This is a genomic window from uncultured Flavobacterium sp., from assembly GCF_951805225.1.
GTDB lineage: Bacteria > Bacteroidota > Bacteroidia > Flavobacteriales > Flavobacteriaceae > Flavobacterium.
Genome location: NZ_OX638201.1, coordinates 1,128,478 through 1,154,223, shown reverse-complemented (window position 1 = coordinate 1,154,223; position 25,746 = coordinate 1,128,478). Strand labels below are relative to the sequence as shown.

General features: G+C 33.7%; 17 protein-coding genes. All 17 read left to right on the top strand.

The features are described from left to right. The 17 genes from WN975_RS04910 to WN975_RS04830 all read left to right on the top strand — a co-directional run bounded on the left by WN975_RS04910 (position 1) and on the right by WN975_RS04830 (position 25,329). Positions 1-447, top strand: a complete 447-nt coding sequence (locus WN975_RS04910) for a phage tail protein (protein WP_099712143.1) — start codon at positions 1-3, stop codon at positions 445-447. 7 nt (positions 448-454) lie between these two features. Continuing rightward, complete coding sequence (locus tag WN975_RS04905; RefSeq protein WP_337965503.1) at positions 455-619, top strand: DUF5908 family protein; 165 nt, start codon at positions 455-457, stop codon at positions 617-619. Position 620: 1 nt separating this feature from the next. Then, positions 621-1,316, top strand: coding sequence for a LysM peptidoglycan-binding domain-containing protein (locus WN975_RS04900; protein WP_337965502.1), 696 nt, complete (start codon positions 621-623; stop codon positions 1,314-1,316). Next, positions 1,317-3,062, top strand: a complete 1,746-nt coding sequence (gene vgrG / locus WN975_RS04895; protein ID WP_099712141.1) for a type VI secretion system tip protein VgrG — start codon at positions 1,317-1,319, stop codon at positions 3,060-3,062. Between the two features lie 103 nt (positions 3,063-3,165). Continuing rightward, entirely contained in the window at positions 3,166-3,456 is a 291-nt protein-coding gene (locus WN975_RS04890) for a PAAR domain-containing protein (protein ID WP_337965501.1), read from the top strand. A gap of 2 nt (positions 3,457-3,458) precedes the next feature. After that, on the top strand, positions 3,459-3,869 hold the full coding sequence (locus WN975_RS04885; RefSeq protein ID WP_099712139.1) for a GPW/gp25 family protein: 411 nt from the start codon (positions 3,459-3,461) through the stop codon (positions 3,867-3,869). A 13-nt stretch (positions 3,870-3,882) separates the two neighbouring features. Further along, positions 3,883-7,317 carry a baseplate J/gp47 family protein gene (locus WN975_RS04880; RefSeq protein ID WP_337965500.1) on the top strand — a complete coding sequence of 1,145 codons (3,435 nt, stop codon included), beginning with the start codon at positions 3,883-3,885 and terminating at the stop codon, positions 7,315-7,317. Beyond that, a complete protein-coding gene (locus WN975_RS04875) occupies positions 7,305-10,013 on the top strand; it encodes a hypothetical protein (protein ID WP_337965499.1) in 2,709 nt (902 codons plus the stop codon). The genes WN975_RS04880 and WN975_RS04875 overlap by 13 nt, the downstream gene beginning before the upstream one ends. Positions 10,014-10,024: 11 nt before the next feature. After that, complete coding sequence (locus WN975_RS04870; protein WP_337965498.1) at positions 10,025-13,486, top strand: hypothetical protein; 3,462 nt, start codon at positions 10,025-10,027, stop codon at positions 13,484-13,486. Continuing rightward, positions 13,470-15,209: a contractile injection system tape measure protein gene (locus WN975_RS04865; protein ID WP_337965497.1), complete on the top strand. Its 1,740-nt coding sequence runs from the start codon at positions 13,470-13,472 to the stop codon at positions 15,207-15,209. The genes WN975_RS04870 and WN975_RS04865 overlap by 17 nt, the downstream gene beginning before the upstream one ends. Before the next feature lie 11 nt (positions 15,210-15,220). Beyond that, a complete protein-coding gene (locus WN975_RS04860; RefSeq protein ID WP_337965496.1) occupies positions 15,221-15,799 on the top strand; it encodes a hypothetical protein in 579 nt (192 codons plus the stop codon). After that, the gene (locus WN975_RS04855; protein WP_337965495.1) at positions 15,796-16,623 is read left to right on the top strand and encodes a hypothetical protein; all 828 of its coding nucleotides are present in this window, start codon (positions 15,796-15,798) and stop codon (positions 16,621-16,623) included. Before WN975_RS04860 ends, WN975_RS04855 begins: the two co-directional genes overlap by 4 nt. A gap of 233 nt (positions 16,624-16,856) precedes the next feature. Beyond that, a complete protein-coding gene (locus tag WN975_RS04850) occupies positions 16,857-17,717 on the top strand; it encodes a hypothetical protein (protein WP_337965494.1) in 861 nt (286 codons plus the stop codon). 40 nt (positions 17,718-17,757) lie between these two features. After that, positions 17,758-19,053 (top strand): DUF4157 domain-containing protein, encoded by a 1,296-nt coding sequence (locus WN975_RS04845; protein ID WP_337965493.1) that lies wholly within the window; start codon positions 17,758-17,760, stop codon positions 19,051-19,053. 3 nt (positions 19,054-19,056) lie between these two features. Then, on the top strand, positions 19,057-23,307 hold the full coding sequence (locus WN975_RS04840; RefSeq protein WP_337965492.1) for a DUF4157 domain-containing protein: 4,251 nt from the start codon (positions 19,057-19,059) through the stop codon (positions 23,305-23,307). Beyond that, the gene (locus WN975_RS04835; protein WP_337965491.1) at positions 23,304-23,957 is read left to right on the top strand and encodes a hypothetical protein; all 654 of its coding nucleotides are present in this window, start codon (positions 23,304-23,306) and stop codon (positions 23,955-23,957) included. The genes WN975_RS04840 and WN975_RS04835 overlap by 4 nt, the downstream gene beginning before the upstream one ends. Before the next feature lie 67 nt (positions 23,958-24,024). Then, positions 24,025-25,329 carry an ATP-binding protein gene (locus tag WN975_RS04830; protein WP_337965490.1) on the top strand — a complete coding sequence of 435 codons (1,305 nt, stop codon included), beginning with the start codon at positions 24,025-24,027 and terminating at the stop codon, positions 25,327-25,329. The last annotated feature ends 417 nt before the right edge of the window (positions 25,330-25,746 follow it).

Below are 25,746 nucleotides of genomic sequence, written 5' to 3'. Positions count from 1 at the left end.
ATGGCTAATTACTATCCACCCGTAGGTTTTCATTTTCTGGTTGAATTTGATCAACTTGGAACAAAAGAAAAAGACCATCAATTTCAATCTGTATCAGGACTATCCGTAGATCTTGAAACGGAAGAATTTGTCGAGGGTGGAGAAAACAGATTCAAACACAAAGTTCCTGTAAAAACCAAATATCCAAATTTGGTTCTCAAAAGAGGAATTCTTATTGATTCTGACGTAATTGAATGGTGCAGAAAAGCAATAGAAAATTTCGAATTTAAGCCCGTAGATTTAACTGTAAAACTCTTGAATCAAGATCACGAACCTTTGATGCACTGGAAAGTTGTACATGCCTATCCCGTAAAATGGGCAGTTGAAGATTTTAGCGCTCTGGAAAGCAAAATTGTTATTGAAAGCTTTGAGCTTACTTATAATTATTTCACTCTTCACAAAAAATAATTTTACCATGCCAATTGAAATCAAAGAGCTTCACATTAAAATAAACGTGAACGAAAACTCAAATTCCAATGCAAAACCTGCCTCTTCTTCTTCATCCAATAATGAAAAAGATAATGTGGCTGAGTGTGTCGAGCAAGTAATGAAGATTATTGAACGAAAAAAAGAACGCTAATATGACAACGACTAATGGTGAATTAAAAAAGCTGAAGATCATTGCTTACAGCGATCCTCAATTCAACAATCCTGTTTCGGATATTGAAGAGTTTATTACTTTGATGAATCCCGAGAAATATACTTTTCATTACAAAATAGAACAAGATACAACCCAAGCCGCCGGAACGAGCAGTCCTGCACCAAGATTTACAGCGATTGCTCCGGAGGAATTAGAATTGGATTTTGTTTTTGATCGAACAGGCGTTATTGCCGGAAAAGAAACTACCGAAAATGGTGTTATTGAAGACATTGAGCATTTTAGAAAAGTAATTTTAGAATATAATGGCACAGAACACAAGCCAAATTACTTGAAAATTGCCTGGGGAAGTTTGTTATTCAAAGGATCTCTTACGGAAATGACCATTGAATATAAACTTTTCAGACCAGACGGAACGCCAATTAGAGCAATTGCAAAAGGAAAGTTTAAAGGAGTTGTTGAAGATGAGCTAAGGGCAAAACAGCAAAACAATCAATCTCCTGATTTAACACATACCAGAACTGTAAAAGCAGGCGATACGCTTCCGCTAATGTCATTTAGAATCTACGGTGATTCAAAATACTATCTTGAAGTAGCAAAAGCTAATAAGATTATAAATTTTAGAAAGCTGAAAATTGGTCAAAAAATATTCTTCCCTCCTCTTCAAAAACAACAATAGATGAACAATAGCGGCGTCATACAAACCAGTAAAAGTGCAGATTTAGTAACGCACAAATTGCTCATTGAGGGAAATGAGCTATCTGGTATTTACCAAGTAATGAGCATTGTAGTTCATAACGAAGTAAATAGAATACCGATGGCGCAAATTATTTTGACCGATGGAGATGCTTCTGCAAGAGATTTTAAATTAAGCAACGAAGATTTGCTGATTCCGGGGAAAAAAATTGAAATAAAAGCCGGTTATCACAGTGACGAAGAAACTATTTATAAAGGAATCGTTGTAAAACATTCCATAAAAATAAAAGACAATTCATCACTGTTAATTGTGGAATGCAAAGACGAAGCAGTAAAAATGACCATTGGCAGAAAAAGCAAATATTTTTATGACGTAAAAGACAGTGATGCTTTTGAAGACATTATAGGCACTTACGGATTAGAAAAAGATGTCGAAAGCACTAATTATAGTCATAAAGAGTTAGTGCAATACAATACTTCTGATTGGGATTTTATAGTTTCTCGTGCACAGGCAAATGGAAAATTATGTTTCGTTGAAAACGGCAAAATTTCGATTAAAAAACCAGATTTAGCTTCAGAAGCAGTAGAAACAGTTGCCTTTGGTGCAAGTATGCTGGATTTTGATGCCGAAATTGATGCTCGAAATCAGTTTGCCAAAGTTTCCTCTTTCAGTTGGAATGCATCCAATCAGGAATTATTAGAAATTGAAGCCAAAGATCCAAGCGTAAGTCTAAACGGAAATTTATCTCCTTCGGATTTATCCGATATCGTAAAGCTCGAAAACTTAGAATTACGTCATGGCGGTCATGTTACCGATACCGAATTGCAAGATTGGGCGGATGCAAAATTATTATTTCAACAACTGTCAAAAGTTCGCGGAAGAGTGAAATTTCAAGGCATTCCCGCAGTAAAACCCAACACAATTATTATGCTTGAAGGCGTTGGAGATCGTTTTAATGGCAAAGCGTATATTACTGGAGTTTTCCATGAAATTGCAAACGGAAATTGGACTGTAAACGCACAATTTGGATTAAATCCGGAATGGTTTTCTGAAACTTATGATGTCAATACACCATCGGCTTCCGGAATAATTCCATCCATAAAAGGACTGCATATTGGTATTGTAACCCAACTTCAGGACGATCCTGACGGCGAAGACAGAATTTTGGTCAAAATACCAATTATCAATAACGAAGAACAAGGTATTTGGTGCAGAGTTGCTGCCCTCGATGCCGGTGACAATAGAGGAACTTTTTTTAGGCCAGAAATTGAAGACGAAGTAATTATTGGCTTCATCAACGAAGATCCTAATGATGCGATTGTACTAGGAATGCTTCACAGCAGCGCAAAACCTGCTCCGCTAAAAGCATCTGACGATAATCATCAAAAAGGAATTTTTACAAGAAGTGAAATGAAAGTACTTTTTGATGATGATAAAAAATCAATCGCCATTGAAACTCCCGCTGGAAAAAAAATAACACTCGACGAAGACAAAGGTTCTATAGTTATTGAAGATGAAAATTCGAACGTGATTACAATTGACAGCGCAGGAATAAAAATGGAAAGTGCGGGCGATATTTCGATAAAAGCAACAGGCGATGTAAAAATTGAAGGCACTAATGTAAATCTAAAAGCAACCGCTCAATTTAAAGCCGAAGGAAGTGCCGGAGCAGAAATGTCATCAGCAGCGGTGGCGATAGTTAAAGGAAGTATTGTACAGATAAATTAACTTATCTCTTCGATTACTTTCAGTCTTTAAACACTTAAATCAAAGGCTAAAAATAAAGAATAAGAATAAATAATAAGAATAAATAATAAGAATAAATAAAATCATGGGAGCACCAGCCGCAAGAATCAACGATATGCACGTTTGCCCAATGGTAACAGGAACTGTTCCTCATGTAGGCGGACCAATATTACCTCCGGGCGCACCTACAGTACTTATAGGCGGTCAACCGGCAGCTTGTTTAGGCGATATGATCGTTTGCACGGGACCTCCTGATAGTATTATAGCGGGTTCAAGTACAGTGCTTATTGGAGGAAAACCAGCCGCAAGAATGGGAGATTCAACTGCGCATGGCGGAACAATTGTAATAGGATGTCCAACTGTTTTAATAGGCTAATTATGGAAAATAAAGAAGCTTTTTTAGGTACCGGATGGAGTTTTCCGCCAGAGTTTAAAAAAAATACGAAAGCAGTCGTAATGACATCTGATGAGGCAGATATTAAAAGCAGTTTAGAGATATTGCTTTCTACCAAAATTGGCGAACGCATTATGCTGCCGAGATATGGTTGTAATATGGACGAATTACTTTTTGAATCATTAGACAGAACGCTAAAAACCTATGTTTCAGAATTAATAAAAACGGCCATTTTATATTATGAACCACGAATTGATGTCGAAAAAATTGACATAACACAAAGTGACGATTTAGAAGGAGAATTATTAGTCATAATCGATTACAGAATAAGAAGTACAAACTCAAGAAGCAATCTTGTTTATCCGTTTTACAAAGGAGAAGGCACTAATATTTAAAAGTTTATAAGCTATGAATACCGACGGCAGCCAAATAGACAATGTTATTTTTAAAAGAAATGGAGTCAATCAGGAAGAACGCTTTAGTGACGCACTAGAGCCTGAAAACCTGAAACTTCATGATTTTACTATTGAAGACTGGTTGTTATTTGCTTATAATTTTGCAAAACAAGTCAACTTTTTCGACACTAATAACGATAAAAAACCGGAAGGCGATTGGCAGGAATTTTTTAACTATTTCGGTTTTTCAAAAGATAATCTTCCGGATGGTGGTATTCCAAAAAGAACAGAAAAAGAATATGCTACTTTAAAAGAAAACATTACCAAAACATTATCGAACGCCAATATCAATCAGGATCTTACGCCTCACATGACATTGTTTGTGTGTTTCCTGAAATTATTGGAATTATCCCAAGACAAACTTAATCTTATTACAAAAAAGCATTTAGATTTTTTCTATAAAGACATACTGCAAATCAAAAAACTTCCTACAAAAGCTGATAAGGTTAGTATCATTTTTGAACTGGCAAAAAAAATTGCCGAAGAAAAAATCCCTGTAAATACAGAACTTGATGCAGGAAAAGATCCTGATGGCAAAAAATTAATATACAAAACCACAGAAGAATTTATTGCAAATAAAGCCAATATAGCCTACCTAAAAAGCGTGTATAATGACGTTGATTTGGGCGAAATAAAATACAGCGACGTTGCAAATTCGCTTGACGGAAAAGGCGAACCCTTAAAAGAAGACGCTCAATATTGGTTTCCTTTTGGATATACATCCAAAGAAAAAAAATATCCGGAATTGGGCGATGCAAAATTAGGTTTTGCAATAGCTTCAGAGTTATTTAATCTTAAGGAAGGCGATAGAAATATTGCTATCACAGTTACTTTTGCTCATGATTTAACTTTTCATAAACCATTTACTGCAGAAGATCTTCTGGCAAATATCAGTATTTTATACAGTGGAAAAAAAGCATGGATTGGAAATTTTAAACTCAGCAAAAGCATCATTTTTAAAACTGGAACTCTATCTTCAAGCGTTGGTGGAAAACAATTAACATTGGTTTTTCAGATACCAAAAGACGATCCGGCAATTGTTGGTTATGATCAGAAAGTTTTAGGCGAATTTTTCTCAACAGAACTTCCTGTAATTCGATTTTTAATCCATACGGAAGATCCAAAAGGGCATAATCTTTTTAGAGCTTTAGTGACAAAAGCAATAAGCAGTATTACCGCAAAAGTTGAAGTTAAAGATGTGAAATCTCTATTGTTAGAAAGTGATAACGGTTTATTGAATGCTACAAAACCCTTTTATCCTTTTACAACTCAACCCGAAAAAAACAGCTCCTTTATAATAAATTATCCTGAAATTTTTTCTAAAAAATGGACAGATGCAGATATTAATATAAAGTGGAAAAATACTCCATTATCATTTGAAACTCATTATGCTTCCTATAAAAATAGTTTTCTTGAAACCATAAGTAAAAAGATTTTTCTTGATGCAATTTTCATCGATGATAGTACTGTAACCAGATTGAATGCCAATCAACCTGAAGATGGAATTGCAAAAAGAGCCGTACCAGAACCAAGAATTACTAAAGAACCAAGAATAGATACACAACCAAGAAACGTCCCAGAACCAACAACTACTACAGAAACTCCCGATGAACTTGCAATAAACCCAAACAATCCAATTGTTGTAGACGGCTATTTTAAAGCAACATTATCTGTTTTAAACAAAGAAGTTTGGGAAGAACAAAATAATGCTGTCAATTTATTTGATGATCCTGATAAGGATAAAATATTTGAAACTAATGTCCATGTAAATGGCAGCACTTATGCGATTGACAAAAGCGGTCCGATACGATTGACATTAAATCATTCGTTTTTGCATTCGTTATATCCAAAAATATATACTCTGGCAATAATGAATGTGGCTACAGATGCAACAACGCCTATTCCAAATGAGCCATATACGCCAGTTGCAGAAAGCATAAGTCTGAATTATTCTGCTGAGGAAACTATTGATTTTACGCACTACGAATCTAACCGAATAAAATTGTTTCATGAAGCTCCTTTTGGTCAGCGTGAAGAACATTCTTATCTGAAACAACAAGCCATTAATAAGGAGATTTTAGATAATGGAACCTCAATTACCAATTTTTTGGTTCCGGATTATTGCAATGGAGGTGAATTTTATGTAGGTCTTCACGATGCTGAAACCATGCAGCAAATTTCATTATTATTTCAAATATTAGAAGGAAGCGAAAATATCAGCGTTCCTACTTTTACAGGAAAACAAAAAGTAGAATGGTACATATTATGCGACAATTACTGGAAAAATCTTGATAAGGATATTTTAGCAAATGGTATCGATAACTTTTTAAAATCGGGTATCGTAAAATTTAGTATTCCAAAACAGGCATCTAATGACAACACGTTATTTCCTGCCGATACACTTTGGGTAAAAGCAAAAATGCACAAAGATTATGATGCCGTTTGCAAAGTTATCGATGTGAAAACTCAGGTTGTTACCGCAGAATTTTTCGACAATAACAATAATTTATCTCATTTAGACAGCTCATTACCAGCCAAAACAATATCTAAATTAATTACGAGAGTTCCACAGATTAAAAGTATAGATCAGCCTTTTAATTCGTTTTCCGGAAAACCATTAGAGTCAGATCCCTCCTATTATCTCCGCGTAAGCGAGCGTTTGCGCCACAAAAACAGAGCTATAACACTTTGGGATTATGAACATTTGATTTTACAGGAATTCCCAAGTGTTTTTAGAGTAAAATGCCTTAATCACACTTTTATTTCGGGTACAAGTACTTCGTTTTTATCTCCGGGAAAAGTAACGCTTGTAGTAATTCCGGATATCGTAGACAAAAATGTTTTCGATATTTATGAGCCAAGAGTAAGCACAGCAACATTGAACAGCATAGAAAATTTTATTAATTCTAAAAATTCAATGCAAGTGTCTGCAAAAGTAATTAATCCTGATTACGAGAAAGTTATCATAAAACTGGATGTGAAGTTTTATCCACAATACGATGAGAATTTTTATAAAAAACAGCTTAATGAAGATCTTATCAAATTTTTATCGCCTTGGGCTTTTGATACTTCTAAGCAAATCATATTTGGAGTTGAGCTTCAGCGAAGTATCGTTATAGAATATATCGAAAATTTATATTATGTAGATTTTTTATCTCAGCTAGAAATGGCAATATACATCGATAAAAAAACAAATAAGGATCAACCAAAACCATTAGAAGATACAGCAAATAATGTGGTCAATGTAAAACTTTTAGACTTTTTAAACACACTTTCGCCATCAAGTCCAAAAAACATTTTAGTCTCTGTTAAAAACCACATTATTGGTACCAATATAAAAACTTGCAAAGAACCAATCCCTGAACAACCTGAAAAATGTCGATACTAAACCAACATATCACCATTCCTAAAAAATCAGCAACTGATGACGATTTGGATTTCTTTTATTTAAGAAAAAAAGGAATCGAATATATAGAGTCTTTTGGCAGTAAATTTTGGACTGATTTTAATGAGCACGATCCAGGTATTACGATGCTGGAAATGCTCTGCTACGCTATTTCGGATCTTGGAATGAGACTCAATCTTCCTATCGAAAATATATTAGAATCTAATGACATTAATAAAGGCATTCCGAAACAGTTTTTTAAAGCTTCAGAAGTATTATCATCAAGTCCTGTAACGCAAAATGATTACCGAAAACTATTTATAGATATAAAAGGAGTTAGGAATTGCTGGCTTGCAAAACATGAAAAAACAGTTTATGTAGATTGCAAAAAAGATAAACTTTCTTATGATATTAAGGATTTTAACGATTTATCAGCAACTCCAAAATTAAGAAAATCATTCGAGCTTAATGGTTTATATGATCTTTATGTAGATTTTGAAAGCTCAAAACCTGCAGAAATAGAAATCGTTAAAGAAAAAATAAGAAAGCAATATCATGCTAACAGAAACCTTTGTGAAGATCTTGTTGACATAAAAAAAGTGGTAGATTATCCAATAAAAATATGTGCCGATATTGAAGTAGATACGGAAGCCGATGAAGAATTGGTTCATGCAAATGTCATGGATGCTCTTGAAAGTTATTTATCGACAACGGTCAATTTTTATTCGCTTAAGCAAATGATTGACAAAGGATATTCGACTTTGGAAATTTTTGACGGACCAGTTTTAGAGAATGGTTTTATTGATACTAAAGAATTGCTTATCGCCGATTTGAGAAATGAAGTACGCCTTTCTGATATTATGAGAATAATAATGTCGGTTCCTGATGTATTGCTAATTAAAGATATTTCGTTAGGAAATTGTGGCGGTGATGATCTCGAAAACAAATGGCTTATTTGCCTTTCAGAATACCAAAAACCTATTGTTTGTGCCAAAAGTGTTTTCAATTACAACAAAGGATTATTGCCTTTAAATATCAATCAGGCTCAGGTAAAAATTTATTTAGACGCCATAAAAGCCGAAAAAGACAAAGCTACAACCAACGCCAGTCAAAATAAGGAATTAGAAATACCAAATGGCGAATATCTTAACACTGATTTTTATACCACGATACAAAATGATTTTCCTGAAACTTACGGAATCGGCGAAGTGGGACTTCCTTCGAGAGCTTCTGTTGAACGTAAATCTAAAGCAAAACAATTAAAAGGATATCTTTTATTTTTTGATCAGATTTTAGGAAGTTATTTTAAACAATTAGGTCAGGTAAGCGAATTACTTTCTGTAAGTGGGAATTTGTCCCGAACTCTTTTTACTCAAGTCGTTCAGGATATTGAAGGCGTTAATGACATTGTTGACGGATATGAAAATTACGACGATGAAACGATTACGGCACTGCTTTTTGATCAACAAGACAATAATATCGAACGAAGAAATCAAATTTTAGACCATCTTTTGTCACGTTTTGCAGAGAATTTCTCGGAATACGTATTTGTTAACAAAACCATTTATGGCAACACTACAGATCAGGTTGTATTACGTGACAAAGAAAACTTTTTGAAAGATTATAAAGTAGTAAGCAAAGACCGTGGCAATGCTTTCGATTATTACAAACAACCTATTGCCAATTTATGGAATACCAATAATGTTTCAGGAGCCGAAAAAAGGATTTCAAGACTCATTGGTATTAGAGATTACAGTCGTAGAAACCTTTCTCATTCGTTTGTCCAAATGTATAATTTTATAGATACAGACAATCAATCTGTTTATAGATGGCGTATTGTAGACAAGAATGAAAATATTGTACTTTCTTCAACAGCAGAATACTTTGATACTTCTGCAGCAAATAAGGAGCTTTATTTTGCTGTATTGCAAATTATTCAGACTCGGGAATATAAAATAAAAGAGGCTTTTAAAAACGGAACAATAACGGATTTATCCATTGTTGACAATATTTTAATTCAGCAATCAGATGCCGGAAAATATTCTTATGACATTATAAATCCAGCAATTAAAGACAAGAAAAACCCAAACCGTATTATTGCCCGTAGATTTGAATACTACACTAATTTGTCGGATTTAGAAAAATCGATTCTGGAATTAATTCAATTCATGAAAGAAGATTTTACTGAGGAAGGAATGTTTTTGATCGAACATATGATGCTTCGTCCGGATGTAAATCTCACAACCGTAAATCCGGATAGTTTCATGCCAATCTGCGCCGATGAGTGCGATAATTGCGAACCAATAGATCCCTACTCCTACCGTGTGAGTGTTGTATTACCGGGATATACGTTGCGTTTTGCCAATACCGATTTTAGAAATTATATCGAAAAAATAATTAAGGAAGAATTGCCGGCTCACGTTCTGGCAAAAATATGCTGGATTGGCTATAGGGAAAAAGATGTAAAAGATCCCGCAGAAAACCAGCTTGTTCAATTTGAAAAAACATACAAAGACTACTTAATCGCCAAAACCGATTTGAATCAAGAGCAGCCGGAACCACAATTAATCAGTTTTATTAACGCGTTAACCGTTCTGGATAATGTTTACCCAACCGGACGACTGTTTGATTGCAGTGATGAAAACGAGCGATTGTCAGATAAAATTATACTAGGAAAAACGAATTTAGGATCACTATAAAAACTATTCCCATGTCAGCAAAACTTTCAACAATAACAACACAATACCGCCGATTCACAAAGAATCAGGTACTTACAGAAGGAAACCTTAATGAGGTAGTAGATTTTTTTGACGATCAGGATCGCCTTTCCCGCATTTACCTGAGTGGCGTTGGTATAGTTTGCGGATTTTATTCTGCTTATAATCCGGATCAACAAACCATTTCAATAACACAAGGAAATGGTATAACGACAGATGGTGATCTTTTTAAATTATATCAGTCAGATGTATTAGGAAACAAAAAAATGGATTTTGACTCCAAAACCTATACGCATTGCAAAATTTATGATAATAAAAAAGCAGCTTATAAACCCTTCTTTTATGATGGAGCAAACAAGCAATTGCCACTTTTTGAACTCTTGACAAAAGAAGATCAAAAAAAAGAAAAAGATCCCAATTTTGCTTTAGCAGAATTTAGCGCAAATACAAAATTTGAGTTTAAAGATGCCGTAATTCTTTTGTATTTAGAGTCTTATGAAAAAGAATCTGACCTTTGCGTAAGTCTTTCGTGTGACAATCAGGGATTAGAAATTGTGGGCAATTTTAAAGTTTTAATTGTCAGCAAAGACGTTGCCAAACAAATTATGAATCATGACAGCATGATTGGCAAAATCAATTATTCTAATTTATACTATTCACTACCAGACCTAAAATCAAATAGAATTGTACTTAAACCAGATGATTTTGTACATCTTGAAACCATAAAACAAACTTTTACCAAAGGCATTTTCAAAAACAATGTGGTTAAAAATCTACAGGAAGGCTACACTCAATTGCTGAAAGGCTTGAATATGCCAACCGTTTTAGATTCCATTCAAAAAAAGATAGACGAACTATTTAATTTTGAGGGAGATCCGGTACTTCCTGCCGATTTTCAATATCTGTATGATTTGCTTAACGATCTTGTTGATACTTACAACGAAATCAGAGCGCTTTTGCTTTCTATAGACGATAGTTATTGCTCTCCTGATATTAATGCTTTTCCAAAACATTTAATGCTTGGAGAATTAATAAAAACAGAACCTTGTTTTGAATTCCGTCATGCTTTTTACAAATCGCCTTTGCTTACAGGAGAAAACCTAACTACTTGCAATGATTGTCTTGCAGATGCTGAAATTCCTTCTAAAGATTCGGTAAAAAAGGAAAAGGAAAAAGAAGAAACTCCAGAGGAACTGCAACTATGCTATGGCGAAAACACAGCCAAACAAAGAATGTACAGTCTTATTTTGAGAAGTGCTCAATTATTAGAAAACTACAACTCAGCATTTGATTTTATAAAAATTACGCCCTCTTTGCAATTGGGTAAATTGGGTAAAAAAGCCATTCCATTTTACAACAATGTAAATGATTCGCTTATTAAAGCTTGGGATTTTGATAAAACCATTTTAGGCTTAGAAAAAAACAATGTTAGTTATCACGATGATTTACTGGATACTAAAAATCCACTTGAAATTCATCTTGATAGCGATTTCTATAGAATCGAAGGACATCAGGGACGCAATTACAAAGAAGCACTAAAAGCTATTCAACAAATTAGATTAGATAACGGACTCGGATTCAACATAATGATTCTAGCGGTAAACGCTAATGAGCTGGATAAAACCATTCAGAATTTCACCAAATATTACCTAAACAAAAATCATGGTTATGAGCACAAAGCCGGCGTAGTTCCCGGAGGTACATTTATAATGATCTATCTGGAAGAAAAAGTGCCTTATTATTACTATTACAATACTCGAAGACCATCTTTAACAGGTGATTTTGAAAAATTTGCTGAAGGAATTCCGATTTTAAATCCAATTGTGGCTGATTTTTCGATTCCCTATTTATGTTGTGACGAAAACAATATTGGTCTTAGTTTGCCTGTAGATAAAATTTGTTTCGACAGCAATACACCACCTCTGCCTTTTAAAATTTCTCCGGCGGGAGGTTTTGTAAAAGCCAATGTGAGATACGATCAAAACGGAGGAATAACGGTAAATGAACTTGGAGCGCTTGTTTTTGATCCAAATTTTGTCAGCAAAGAATTAATTGGTCAAACCATAACGTTTACAGTTAATAATTTTGATACGGATTGTGCGATAACCATTTTCGAAAAACCAATATTCGATTTTACCGCAGTTCCTTTAAAACCATCAGGAATTAACGAAACCGAAGTTACATTTACCATAACCGGAGATAATATTGCCGGCAATAAATATATCTGGGATTTTGGAGATAATACCAAACTTATCGCAGATGATAAAACAGAAATAAAACACATTTACAAGTATAATAGTGAATCACAGAAAAAATTCACATTTGATGTTGTTCTTAATGCAGATAATGGTAATTGTGGTTTTCATATCAGTCATCAAGTAAGTTTTGAAATTGAAGATCCAAAAGTACTGATAGATGGCAAATTAGTGAATAAAATATCTTTTTGCAGAAACGATAAACCAGTGATACTTACGCTTGAACCAAATGTAAAAGGAGCTGTTATTTCCGGAGAAGGAGTAATTCTAATAACAAGAGCAGGAGTTCAGTTTAATCCCGCTAGTGTTTCTCCTGGTGTTTCAAGCGTAAATATTTTGATAGACGGAAAACCCTCTAATCTTACAATCACGCTTTTAGATCTGCCTACTGCAAGTTTTGCTTTTGTTATCGATCCATTGGGAAATCTAACCCTAACCAACAACTCTGTAAATGCCGCAACTTATACTTGGCAAATTGATAAGGAAATAATAAGTACGGATAAAAAAGATCCAATAACAAGGCTAGTTTCTTCATTTAATGCACCTTCTATTTTCGTAGCATTGACTGCCGAAGGCAAATGTGGCTCAATAACTGATGGTCCTAAATTAATTGAGTTTAAAAAAGTACCCGAAGTAAATCTATGTCTTGATAATGCTGATTTATTTGTAAAAGAATCAATTGAAACGACTACCAATTTAAAAGAAACTTCCGATATAAATAAATTCAATAAGGAGACTGTTAACTTCATTTCTGATACTGAAAAAAGATTTACTGAGGTTCAAAAAAACCTTCCGGATTATATCAACGGTAAGTCAAATGATAAAATAGCTGAAATGTTCACACAGGAATATTTTAATTCTATATCTACAGTTGTTGCCGCTGCGATTAGACTTCAAAATTTAAACCAGATTACTGCGGTACAAACACTTATAAAATTAAATACTTCATTGTTTTACACTATTTTGAGATGTCAGGATCCGGAAACGCTTAAAGCAGCAGAAAAACAAATTTTCCCGACAATATTGCTTTTTAATACTTTATTTAAAAATTTCACCGAAATAAAATTCAATACCGATACAAACGGAGCATTGAAAGACTTCTTGTTGAGCATGCTAAAAGTATTCCCAAAAGTTGATTTTATACTGACTAATTTAAATGTACAAATAAACGAACTTACAACTAGTGCTAAATTCAAATAAACATATCATCAATAAAGTTTTCCTTGAGATAAATACCAATTCTAAAGAAAAGGGATATTATCTCAAGGACAATATTGATGCGTTTTTGCAACAGGAAATATTCAAGGTTTTAGAAAATTACTTTGATGAATTGGATTCTAAAAATCCTTCGCACAGTATTCAATTAGACAAACTCAACATTGATATTGCTATAAATCAAAATTTGAATTTTGAAGATTTTAAAGAGCAAATCCTAAACAAAATCACCAAACAAGTTGAAGAAGTTTTTGAAAAAGAAGATTCAAATAATATAGAAGGTTACAAAGTCATCAAACCACAAGAAAAAGAAATCGAAAGCTTTTTTTATTTCCTGGAAACAGGCACAAATGCTTGGTGGACAACTTTAGATCATAATTTTAAAATAGTTGACGATCATGTATTTGGTGAAATACTAAACGATGAAAGCTTTTCTTTTAAATGGAAAAATACAGTACGAAAACCGATTGCAAGAACACGATTTATTAAACAATTTAATGACGAACAAATTGTAACAATTATTAAAAAAGGAATATTACTTAAAAAAAATAGTGCTGACGGTAATTCCAAAATAATCAGGATTGAAGCGATAAAAAAACAAATTGAAACCCGTATTTCAAAAAATCAATTGATTCCGAATCAACGATTTTTAATGTGGGAAATTGTTATTTTTAGTCTTTTGGAAACAAGCGATTTAATTTTAAAACAAAAGCTTTTCAGATTGATTTGTAATGTGTTTGAATTTCATAAAAAGAACAACTTTTTACAACACACAGAACTTTTTCTAAAGGAAATTGAAAATCAAATTGAAAACCAAAACGAACTGAAATTGTTGGCTAATCTCAATGCTACTATTCTGTATATCGAAAAAAAATTAGACAAAATTATTTTAAAAGGAAAAGAATCGGAAAAAGAAACTTTCCAAAAAAATCAAGCACAAATAAAACCTGAAACAGAATCAGAGACAAAAAATAAAACTAAAATAGAAGCAGAAATCGAAGCAGAAAAAATTTCGGAAAATAAGGAAACGACAACGCCCGATCCTGATTTTATTTCGATAAAAAATAAAGAAGAAACTGTTCTCAACAACGAGAAAAATATCGAATCAATATCAAATGATTCAGAAGAAAAAATGCCAAATAATGACGAAAAAGTAATCGATAAAAAAGAGCTTTCTCTTGACAAAAAAGAAAACATATTAGAAGCAGATATCAGCGGTTTATATGTTGAAAATGCAGGTTTAATGCTGATTCATCCCTTTTTGAAATCGCTGTTTGTTAATTGCAAATTGCTAGATAAAGACAATACGATAAATGATCCCGAAGTTGCCACGCATCTTTTGCATTATGTTGCTACAGGACAAGAACAGGATTATGAAAACGCTATGACTTTCGAAAAATTCTTATGTAATATTCCAATAGACGAACCTATTGAAAGAAACATTATACTATCTGAAGAAATGAAAAAAGAAGCGTCAGAAATGCTCCAAGCGGTATTGGATAATTGGGATATAATGAAAAAATCATCGGCAGAATTGCTACAAAATGAGTTTTTGCAACGTCCCGGAAAACTGAGTGTTATTGGAGACGAAAATCCCACAATAATTATAGAACGAAAAACACAAGATGTTTTATTAGACAAATTAAGCTGGAATTTGAGCATAATAAAATTGGCTTGGAAAAAACGAATCATATATGTTAACTGGTAAAAATTATAGATATGAATGTTGAAAATACCTCTTTTTTAGAATACGATAAAAGAAATATTCGCGGCTTTCAGCAAATGGCTTTAGAGTTTTTATTTAATAATGTAAACATGTCTAAAGTGGTCTTTTGCGGAGGAATTGCAGACTATATTAATCTTCGCGAATATTATGACATTACAATTAATGATATCGATATAATTTTTGAAAATGAACAGGATTTACAACCCATGATAACCAAATTGGCGACAAGAAGATATCTGTCTAAATTCTATAAAACAAAAAATGGTGAAGCGTTGGTAAATATATTCAGAGTTGGAGAAACTTCGATAAATATAGACAGCTTTCCAAGGGATTTTTCTAATGAAACTCATATACAATCGCCTTTGTTGGGTAAAATGGTCTGGCATACTTCGTTTGAAGAAAGTAAAGACAATCACAATAACGAAATACATCTAAACACCTCACAGGCAAAAGGTAACGATTATGAATGGAGACGATTGTACAAACACAGCCGAAAAGCTTCTTTGTACAACAATGTAACTTTTCTGGAAGAGAAAAACTTAATTCATACTATTAAAAAAAAAATATTATGAGGGAAGAGCCTAGAATAATTTACAGCTTAGATGCATTTCCTATAAGTAACAATCGATGGAATGAAGGGAATAAATTTAAAGAAACAATTTATTCGACTGCATTGAGCATATTATATAGCCATTTGTGGTATAAGGATATCGAACTTTATGCTGATGAAACGGCTTATAAGTTTCTATATATGCTTCCGTGCAGAGTTAGTAAAATTAGCAGTAATAAAGACACTGTTATTTGGATGAAATCGAAAATTGATGTAATCGAAAAACAAACTAAACCTTTTATTCATCTTGATAATGACGCCTTTATAAAGAAAAAAATAAATTTTGATTTTGAGAAAGTAATTGTCGAACAAAACGATTACGAGTTATACAGTATGTATCAATATCGTTTGGATTTTTTTAATCAGTTTACTCAGGATTTAGAGTATTGGAAACCAGATTTAGGATATGCTTTTAACTGCGGAGTTTTGGGTTTTAGAGACTTAGAACTTCGGGATCAGTTTCTAAAAGCTTTTTATGCTTTAGAGGAAATTTTTATAAAAAATAATAATCCGGGAATAACAAAAGTAGAACCTTGTATTGTTTTAGAACAATATAATCTTGCGGCATTATTACATCACAATAATGTTAAACCAACATTATTGCTTTGGAAAAAAAACTTGTACGAAAACAGTCAGCTTGCAGATAAAATTGGTTACACACATATTGCCGGTCAAAAAAAATACAGAATTGAGATTGTTCAGGAAATCGAAAACAGGCTTTCTAAACTGTTTCCGTATTGGTACAAAGAAGTAAAAAGTGCCTTGGCGAAAGAAGGTATTGTTTAAAATAAAACTACACGTTGAGTGTAATGTAATGCGTGAAATTTAACACATAGAAACATAGATTTCACTTTAAAAAAAAGAATGCAATAAAGAAATACATTTCTTTCACATAGCTAGTCCCGAAGCTTCGGGATGTGTTTAAAAAAAGTGAAACGCCTTCTTTCGAAGTTACAAAATCTATGTTTCTATGTGTTAAAACAATTATGCTTAAAGTGTTGAACTATAAATAGCTATATATGAAACAAAGACACAAGATGATTTATAGCCTTGATGTGCGTCCTATAACAAATAATCGATGGAATATGGGAGACAAACTAAAGGAAACTATCTATATGACTGCGCTGAGTGTCTTATATAGTCATTTATGGTATGATGAAATTGAGCTTTATGTAGATGAAGTTGGCTTTAAGTTTCTATATATGCTTCCTTGTGCGGTTACCAAAGTGAATAATGACAACAGAATTGAGCTTTGGATGAAATCTAAAATTAATGCTATGGAACTACAAACGAAACCATTTGTTCACGTAGATACTGACATATTTATTAAGAAAAAAATTGATTTTAGTTTTGATGATGTAATAGTAGAACGCAAAGAAGATACTTATGAAATTCATTATAAGAAGCAAGTAGAATTTTTCAATAAATACACCAATAACTTGCCTTATTGGCATAACAATTTGGGCTATTCTTATAATTGCGGAATTTTTGGTTTTAACGATCTCAAGCTTCGCGATGAATTTATAAAAAGCTATTATGATTTGGAAAAAATATACGTTGAAAACCAAAACAACTTTTCTGTATTGAAAAAAGAAGGTTATGAGACTTGCATTTTAATCGAACAATATACGCTTGCATCGCTGTTGAATTATAAAAACAATAATCCTACAATATTATTGAAAGGAGAAAACATAACAGAACAAGGAAAATATGCCGATAATATTGGGTATTCTCATTTTTTTGGAATGAAAAAATATGAAAAATATGTTGTTGACGAGATTGAACTTCGGCTCTCTAAAATATTTCCGTATTGGTATATGCAAATAAAAAACGCATTAGAGAAAGAAGGTGTTGTGGCGAATAATCTGCAGTTTGTTTAGTGAAACAAATTATTAATTCAAGATGGTAAAATAATAAATCATGAGAGAATTTGAACAAAAAAAAATAGCTAACTCCTCTCCTTCTCCTTTTTTTGGACCAAAAATTCAAAAGAAACTAACTACAGGAACTCCCGGAGACAGGTTTGAAACCGAAGCCGATAATGTTGCTGATAAAGTCGTTAACAAACGTAAAACTGGAGGACTTTTGCAATCAAGAAGTGAAGAAGCTGTGCAGCAAAAACCTATTTCAGAAACCATTTCGACTGTTCAAAAACAAGATTTGGCTCAAGAAAAACCTCTGCAAAAAAAAGGCAAAGAAAAAGAAGACGACAAAAAAGTACAAAAGAAATCTGATAAAGAAGAAGATAAAAAAGTACAGAAAAAGGGCGAGAAAGACGAAGACAAAAAGGTCCAAAAGAAATCTGATAAGGAAGAAGAAAAAAAAGTTCAGAAAAAGGGCGAAAAAGACGAAGACAAGAAAGTCCAAAAGAAATCCGATAAAGACGAAGACAAAAAAGTTCAGAAAAAAGGAGAAAAAGAAGACGACAAGAAAGTACAAAAAAAATGTGCTGATTGCGAAGGCGAAGACAAAAAAGCTCAAAAGAAAGAAGACAAAAAGGAAGAGAAAAAACCAGTTCAGGCAAAATTAAACGAGTCAAACTCTGTAAATGAAGGCGTCGAAAGTGACCTCAACAGCTCAAAAGGCGGTGGAAATGGAATGGATAAAAACACAAAGCGAGAAATGGAATCTGGTTTTGGTGCCGATTTTAGCAATGTAAACATCCACACAGACAGCAAAGCCGTTCAAATGAGCGAAGAATTGGGCGCACAAGCTTTCACACATGGCAACGATGTTTATTTCAATAAAGGAAAATACAACCCGGAATCTAAAGAAGGTAAACATTTGCTTGCGCATGAACTCACGCATACGATTCAGCAAACGGGCAGCAAGACATCAAATAATGTTCAAAAACTATCTGATTCGGATTGTGGTAAAACTACAACCTTAAATTTATCCGGCTCGTGTTCTGAATTTGAAAATACCTGTTATACTGAAACTTTTGTTCCTTCTAAAAGTGATGCTTTAAAAATAGTTATTGATGTAGATTATGTGACTCCTGTTGGCTCTTGGGTTAAAGAAGATTTCAGTGCTCAGGTTATAAAATGTGGTCTTATAGATGACACTAATATAGGTTCAAAAAGACTATCTCCGGATAATATTCCTTCTACTTTAGAATTTAAGATCGCAAGTGTTACTCCGGGAGATAAATATTTCATTAGAATATATTCAAGATCAAGTTCGGCTTTAAAATCAAATTACAGTGTAAGTCAATAAAATATGCCAGTCTTAACCAAAAAAACAAATACGAATCCTTCGCACTCCGCGTCACATCATGACAAGGGGAAGGAATCTTTTTTTGGGGTACAGGCAAAATTGAATATAGGAAAATCTAACGATAAATTTGAGGCTGAAGCCGATAGAGTTGCAGACCAAGTTGTTAGTAATAAACAAACGGCAAAAGCAGACACTTTCTTTTCGCCATCGCCAGTAGTACAAAAAAGATTGGCAGGAAATGTTCAAAAACAAGAACAGCAAAACAAAGAAATTCAGCGAAAAACTGTAGCCGAAACCATAACGCCAGTTGTACAGTTAAAAGAGGAATTAATTCAAAATAAACTCGATTCAAGAGTACCGGAAAAACGAGAAATCAATCCGGCTTTTTCTTCCAAAACGTTAATTCAGCATAAACTCGAAGATAAAGTTCAGAAAAAAGAAGAGATTATTCAGAATAAGACAGAAGTCAAAAAAACAGAAACGACCTCAAAAAATACACTTTCACTAAAACCTTTAATCCAAAATAAAAATAAAGGAGAAGAAGAAAATGTACAACAGAAAAAAGAAGAAGATAAACAAGGTAAAGACGAGGATAAACAAATACAAAAAAGTCCTTCCGGCGATGCTAATCCTAGCGATAATTCAAATTTAGAATCCAATTTAAACAGCAGTAAAGGCGGCGGTTCTCCTCTATCCGGAAAAGTAAAATCTGAAATGGAATCCGGTATTGGAGCCGATTTCAGCAAAGTTCGTATTCACAATGATTCGAATGCTGTTCAAATGAATAAGCAATTGGGAGCGCAGGCTTTTGCAACAGGAAATAATATCTATTTTAACGAAGGAAAATACAATCCAAATTCTAAAGACGGTAAACATTTACTCGCTCACGAATTAACACATACAGTACAACAAGGAGCAGCTATTAGAAAAAAAGCGGAACCAATTTCCTCTGCTCCAGAAATGATTCAGGGTTCGTTATTGTCCTTTGCAATTCCTGATTTTATAAAAGACAACGTCAGACATGTTCCCGGTTATACGCTTCTTACAGTTGTAGCTGGTTACGATCCTTTGAACGATGTAAATGTCGAAAGAAATGCCATTAATCTTATTGAAGGATTTATGGGATTGATTCCGTTTGGAACAGCCATATTTGATAAATTACAAGAATATGGTATTATAGATCGTGTTTTTGATTGGGTCAACTCTCGTTTGAGTGAATTGGGTCTTAGTATGGATTCGTTACTCAAACTCGTTCAGGATGCCTGGGACGAATCTTCGGTTACAACTTTTATAGATGTTGCCAGAACTAAATTTAATGAGTTAGTAAATCGAGTAACAAATTTTGCGACTTCGCTTGTTGATCAGGTTATTACCTGGATAAAAGAAGCTTTGATTGGTGTTGCTGAACCTTTATTGGCAGAAAACAAAGCTTGGTCATTAATCAAAAAAATAATCAAATACGATCCGCTTCGTGATGTAGAAGTCAATGCAACAACAGTCGAAATATTAGAAGATTTCTTAATACTGATAGACAAGCAAACAGAGCTTGAACAAATGCGTGAAAAAGGCACGCTGCAAAAAACTGCCGATTGGCTTGACACTCAGGTTGGAACTTTCAACTCGTTATTGGGCGAACTTCGCGGACTAATAACCGCAGCCTGGGATGCTATTCAACCTGCAAATCTGGCAAACATTGGCGATAGTCTTTCTGCGCTTGCAGATCAGGCTGGAGGATTCCTACAACGAGTTTGGGATTTTGCATCGGGCGTAGCATTAAAAGTATTAGAACTTGTTAAGGAGTCACTATTAGGATGGCTGTCTTCTCAAGCCGCAACTGTAAGAGGTTATTCTCTTGTGAAAGTAATTATTGGAAAAGATCCTTTTACACAAGAAGCTGTTCCACGCACAATTCCGAATCTAATACGAGGTTTTATGAGCCTAATGGAAGGCGGAGAAGAACAATATGCACAAATGGTTGAATCTGGTGCAATAGCCAGAATTGCAGGCGAAATTGAAGCTGCAGTTGCGACGCTCAACATGACGCCAGAATCTATAATTCAACTCTTTACTGATATTTGGGATTCGATGACGATCAATGATCTGATTCATCCGATAGATGCTTTCATTAGAATTATCGAAAAATTTGGAGAACCTATAGGAAGACTAATTGCTTTCGTGGCAGAAATTGTGAGAATTGTAATTATTGCTATTCTCGAAATCATGAATTTCCCTTTTGACCTCATCGGAAATATCATTACAAGAGCATTAGAAGCTATTGAAGACATCAAGAAAGACCCAATTGGTTTCTTGAAAAATATATTGAGAGCGCTTAAACAAGGATTCATACAGTTCTTTGACAATATTGTAACCCATTTAATAAACGGTGTAACTGGCTGGCTGATGAGCGAGTTGAAAGATGCCAATATTCCGGTACTTACTGATTTCTCTTTACGCGGCGTTATTGCCTGGGTATTAGAAGTGCTGAATATTTCGATGGAAAGAATCTGGGAAAAACTTGCCGCACATCCTAGAATTGGTCCTGCAAGAGTTGCCAGAATCCGCAGCGCGATTAATACGCTCGAAGGTATCTGGACATTTATAAAAGATGTTCAGGAACGCGGTATGGCTGCCATTTGGGATAAAATACAAGAACAACTTAGTAATTTGTGGAATACCGTTCTCGATGCTGTAAAAAACTTTGTCATGGAACGCATTGTTAACAGAATAACCGCAAGACTTTTGAGCATGTTAGACCCAACCGGAATCATGGCGGTAATAAACGGCGCTATGGCTTACTTTAATGCGATACAAAGTTTTATAAAATACTTACGTGAAATGCTCGAAGTTGTCAATTCGTTTGTCAACGGAGTTGCCGATATTGCCCGAGGAAATGTTGGCACAGCAGCAAATTATCTCGAAAGAACGATGGGACAAGCTATGCCTGTCGTGATAGGATTCTTAGCAAATCAAGTTGGTTTAACCGGAATTGGCGCAAGAGTTGGTGAAATGATTATTTCTGTTCGCCAACTGGTAGATGAAGCGCTTACATGGCTTGTAAATAAAGCAGTAGATACAGGAATGGCATTATTAGACAGAGCTATGGCTATGGGTGCAAGTGCCAGAGATGCTATTTTGGGATTCTTAGGATTGAGAAGAGAATTTACTCTGGCAAATGGAGAGAGACATGAAATTTATTTCCAAGGTAACGAATCGGCACCTATTATAATAGTAGCGAGTGCTAATCCAAAAAGTATAGACAATTTAATTACTCAAAGAAGAGCATTAACAACTTCTCCTTTGAATAGTGTACAAGATCAAAAATTAACGCAGGCATTAACTAAAAAAGGAGTTCTATTAGACGATATCAGAAAAAGTAAAGCAAATGACCCAGGAAGTATTCCTGAAGCAAATCTACAAGCTCATATAAGTTCAAAATTAGATTTAATAAAACAAGATTTAATCGACGGAGATGCAATTCCTGCAACTAATACAGCATTGACGAATGTTACTTATACAATGAACCAAGGAAGACCTTCTCAGGTTTTAGCATTTCCATTAACAAACCTTCCAGGGAATACAAATAGTCAGGAAAGTGGCAGTAGATCTGTTGTCGCTGGAAATAGTTTTATAAATACCCATGTTGCTAAAAATGCAGGAAATCAATCAGAGGTAAAAGGAGTTCACGTTTTGTCACATCACTTATTTGGTCCTTGGGCAAATTGGAATATTGTTTTTGGTACACAATCTTTAAATACTCGTATGGAACTTGGACCTGAAACTGCCGGAAAAACTAACAAAGCCAAAAATTTAAAATATTCAATAACTGTCAACTATTTTCAAAACACAAATAATGATCATTTATTAGCCTTGCCAGCACCAACGCCTGCAGAAATCACATTAGCTTTAGGTTTTTATATCGCCGAATCAATGACAGCTCAAGTTGACGAAGTAAACGGAACAACAGTGGTTCCTATTTATCCATCTCAAACTGTACCTGGCACTTTTCCTAACATAGCAGCCGTACCAGCCACTCCAACAGAAACTTTAATTCAAAATTTATTAAATGCCAATAAAATACCTGGTCAAACAATTGTAAAAAATGGAATAACATATACAAAAACCACCTTTACTTCATTTGTTGCAATTGCGAGAGCACCTGGCGTTCAGAAAAATACAACTGAAGCTAATAGAGCAATCAATGTATTAATAGGCAATGGCGAAATCACTAAAGACAATAATTATTATATAAAATGAAAAAATATTCAAAAGAAGTAGAAGAATTATTTTCTTATGGTCAAGCGGATCTTTCAAGTCCCTGGCCTAACTATGTAAAAGAATTACACTTAAAAGAAGAAAATTCAGAGGAACTTATTGATATAATTAACACATCAGATCTTAGTCGGGCAGTTTCTGGTTTTACAATAAAAGATTTTGGAGCAAGACATGCATGGAGAGCAATAGGTCAGCTTAAAATTCTAAATGCAGTTGATTCGTTATTAAAAGCATTAACTAATAAAAAAAATATAGAGGCTTTTGAATATCAAATTGAATTACCCAAGGTTTTATCATTAATTGGAGATGATGCTATACCAAAGCTTATTTCCTTTTTAAATGATAAAAATAATGACTGGAATTTTAAAATAATAATTTTTAAGGCTTTGGTGAACATTGCTATTCAAAATCCCGAACACAAGGATACGGTTCTGGCTGTTTTTAAAGATTTATCTATAGATTATGAAGAAAATTATATTTTTATTTCAAGCCTTTTAAATATTTTATTTCAAATAAACCCTGTAGATTCTGAAGTTGTAAAGGAAATTATTGATAAAAATAAATATGACTTCGGAATAATTGATGAAAAAGCAATTTCAAAATTCATCAAAGATGCTAGAATGTATGAATAGATTTTAGAGAGAATCAGAATTTTCAAACGATCAAATAGCTTTTTTTCAATCGAATTATTAGTATAAAATGGAAAATATATTCACATACCTAAAAAACCAATTCGCTTTTCAGCTTGATACTCTTTTTCAGGTTGAGAATCAAATCGAAAAACCTGTTTTAAATCAACTTGATTCAAATGGTTTTATTGATGAATTTATCATCGAAAATAGTCTGTCCGAAATTGACATTCTTATCTTAGGATTATCTCTTGTTCCGCATATGAAGCCTGATTTTTTGAGTTCGATTATTGCAGAATATTTACCAAATGGCGGTGAATTGCCTGAGTTTGGCGGAATAAAAACAAAAAATCATCGCGGAATTTTACCAACCGGAGAAACGGCTCAGTTTTTAGTTGCAGGAAATGATCTTGAAAACCGAATTTCATTCTATAATTACCTACACAATCAATCTTATCTTTATCATAAAGGCATTATAAAAATAGAATCCGTTCCAAATGGCGAACCTAAACTAAGCGGTTTATTAATCTTAGAAGAGGAATACATTGAAAAATTCATAACCGGAAAAATCCTGAAACCTCAGTTGAGCAGTATTTTCCCTGCGCAATTAATAGAAACGCAATTAGATTGGGACGATTTGGTTTTGAATACTTCTACTTTAAATCAGATAAAAGAAATAGAAACATGGCTTAAATTCAACGAAATTCTGTTGCATGAATGGGATATGAAAGCCAAAATAAAACCGGGTTTTAGAGTTATGTTTTACGGAACACCGGGAACCGGAAAAACACTTACGGCTTCTCTTTTAGGAAAATATACTCAAAGAGATGTTTACCGAATTGATTTATCGATGGTGATTTCGAAATACATCGGCGAGACCGAAAAAAATCTTTCTTCTCTTTTTGATAAAGCCGCAGATAAAGATTGGATTCTGTTTTTTGATGAAGCTGATGCCGTTTTCGGAAAAAGAACAAATGTTCGGGATGCACACGACAAATATGCCAATCAGGAAGTTTCGTATTTGCTGCAACGCATCGAAAATCATCCGGGATTGGTGATTTTGGCTTCTAATTTTAAAACCAATATTGATACCGCTTTTACCCGAAGATTTCAATCTATAATTGAGTTTGAAGTCCCTTCTTACGGCGAACGTTTACAGCTTTGGAAAAACAATCTGCCTAAAGGAATCAAGATTGCTGAAGATGTAAATCTAAATGAACTTTCGAAAAAATACGATATTACCGGCGCTAATATTGTCAATATTATTCAATATGCCTGTCTGAGAACTTTAGAAGATAAAAATGAAAGTATCAACTTAAATCATCTGCTTCAGGGAATTAAAAAAGAATATGCTAAAGAGGGAAAAATGATGTAAATGAACATTATTAACCGCGTTGGGTATAATTATTTTCAACACATAGAAACATAGCTTTTAGAGTCGAAAATTAGACGTTTCACTTTTTTTAAAAGGCACATAGCCCACTATGTGAAAGAAACATGTTTCTTTTTGTCTCCTTTTTTAAGTATAAAATCGGATCAATACGAAAACCTGTGGAGCTATAAAAATTAAGCATAAATTTAACCGCAAAGCACGCGAAGTTTTTTTGTTATAGATTACGCTCATTAAACGCAAAGTTCGCAAAGCTTTATCAATATAGCTTTGCGAACTTTGCGTTTATATAAAAACCTTAGGAATAAAAAACCTTTGCGTGCTTTGCGGTTAAAATAATTAGTCAATACAAAATATTTTATGTTTCTCCACAGTTTTTTGTATTTATCCATAAAATCTATA

Excerpts from the sequence above, each read along its gene's own strand:
- vgrG (WP_099712141.1), top strand. The coding sequence starts at position 1,317 with ATGAACAATAGCGGCGTCATACAAACCAGTAAAAGTGCAGATTTAGTA.
- WN975_RS04840 (WP_337965492.1), top strand. The coding sequence starts at position 19,057 with ATGCCAGTCTTAACCAAAAAAACAAATACGAATCCTTCGCACTCCGCG.
- WN975_RS04835 (WP_337965491.1), top strand. The coding sequence starts at position 23,304 with ATGAAAAAATATTCAAAAGAAGTAGAAGAATTATTTTCTTATGGTCAA.
- WN975_RS04830 (WP_337965490.1), top strand. The coding sequence starts at position 24,025 with ATGGAAAATATATTCACATACCTAAAAAACCAATTCGCTTTTCAGCTT.
- WN975_RS04900 (WP_337965502.1), top strand. The coding sequence starts at position 621 with ATGACAACGACTAATGGTGAATTAAAAAAGCTGAAGATCATTGCTTAC.
- WN975_RS04855 (WP_337965495.1), top strand. The coding sequence starts at position 15,796 with ATGAGGGAAGAGCCTAGAATAATTTACAGCTTAGATGCATTTCCTATA.
- WN975_RS04880 (WP_337965500.1), top strand. The coding sequence starts at position 3,883 with ATGAATACCGACGGCAGCCAAATAGACAATGTTATTTTTAAAAGAAAT.
- WN975_RS04870 (WP_337965498.1), top strand. The coding sequence starts at position 10,025 with ATGTCAGCAAAACTTTCAACAATAACAACACAATACCGCCGATTCACA.
- WN975_RS04875 (WP_337965499.1), top strand. The coding sequence starts at position 7,305 with ATGTCGATACTAAACCAACATATCACCATTCCTAAAAAATCAGCAACT.
- WN975_RS04850 (WP_337965494.1), top strand. The coding sequence starts at position 16,857 with ATGAAACAAAGACACAAGATGATTTATAGCCTTGATGTGCGTCCTATA.
- WN975_RS04860 (WP_337965496.1), top strand. The coding sequence starts at position 15,221 with ATGAATGTTGAAAATACCTCTTTTTTAGAATACGATAAAAGAAATATT.
- WN975_RS04890 (WP_337965501.1), top strand. The coding sequence starts at position 3,166 with ATGGGAGCACCAGCCGCAAGAATCAACGATATGCACGTTTGCCCAATG.
- WN975_RS04905 (WP_337965503.1), top strand. The coding sequence starts at position 455 with ATGCCAATTGAAATCAAAGAGCTTCACATTAAAATAAACGTGAACGAA.
- WN975_RS04885 (WP_099712139.1), top strand. The coding sequence starts at position 3,459 with ATGGAAAATAAAGAAGCTTTTTTAGGTACCGGATGGAGTTTTCCGCCA.
- WN975_RS04845 (WP_337965493.1), top strand. The coding sequence starts at position 17,758 with ATGAGAGAATTTGAACAAAAAAAAATAGCTAACTCCTCTCCTTCTCCT.
- WN975_RS04910 (WP_099712143.1), top strand. The coding sequence starts at position 1 with ATGGCTAATTACTATCCACCCGTAGGTTTTCATTTTCTGGTTGAATTT.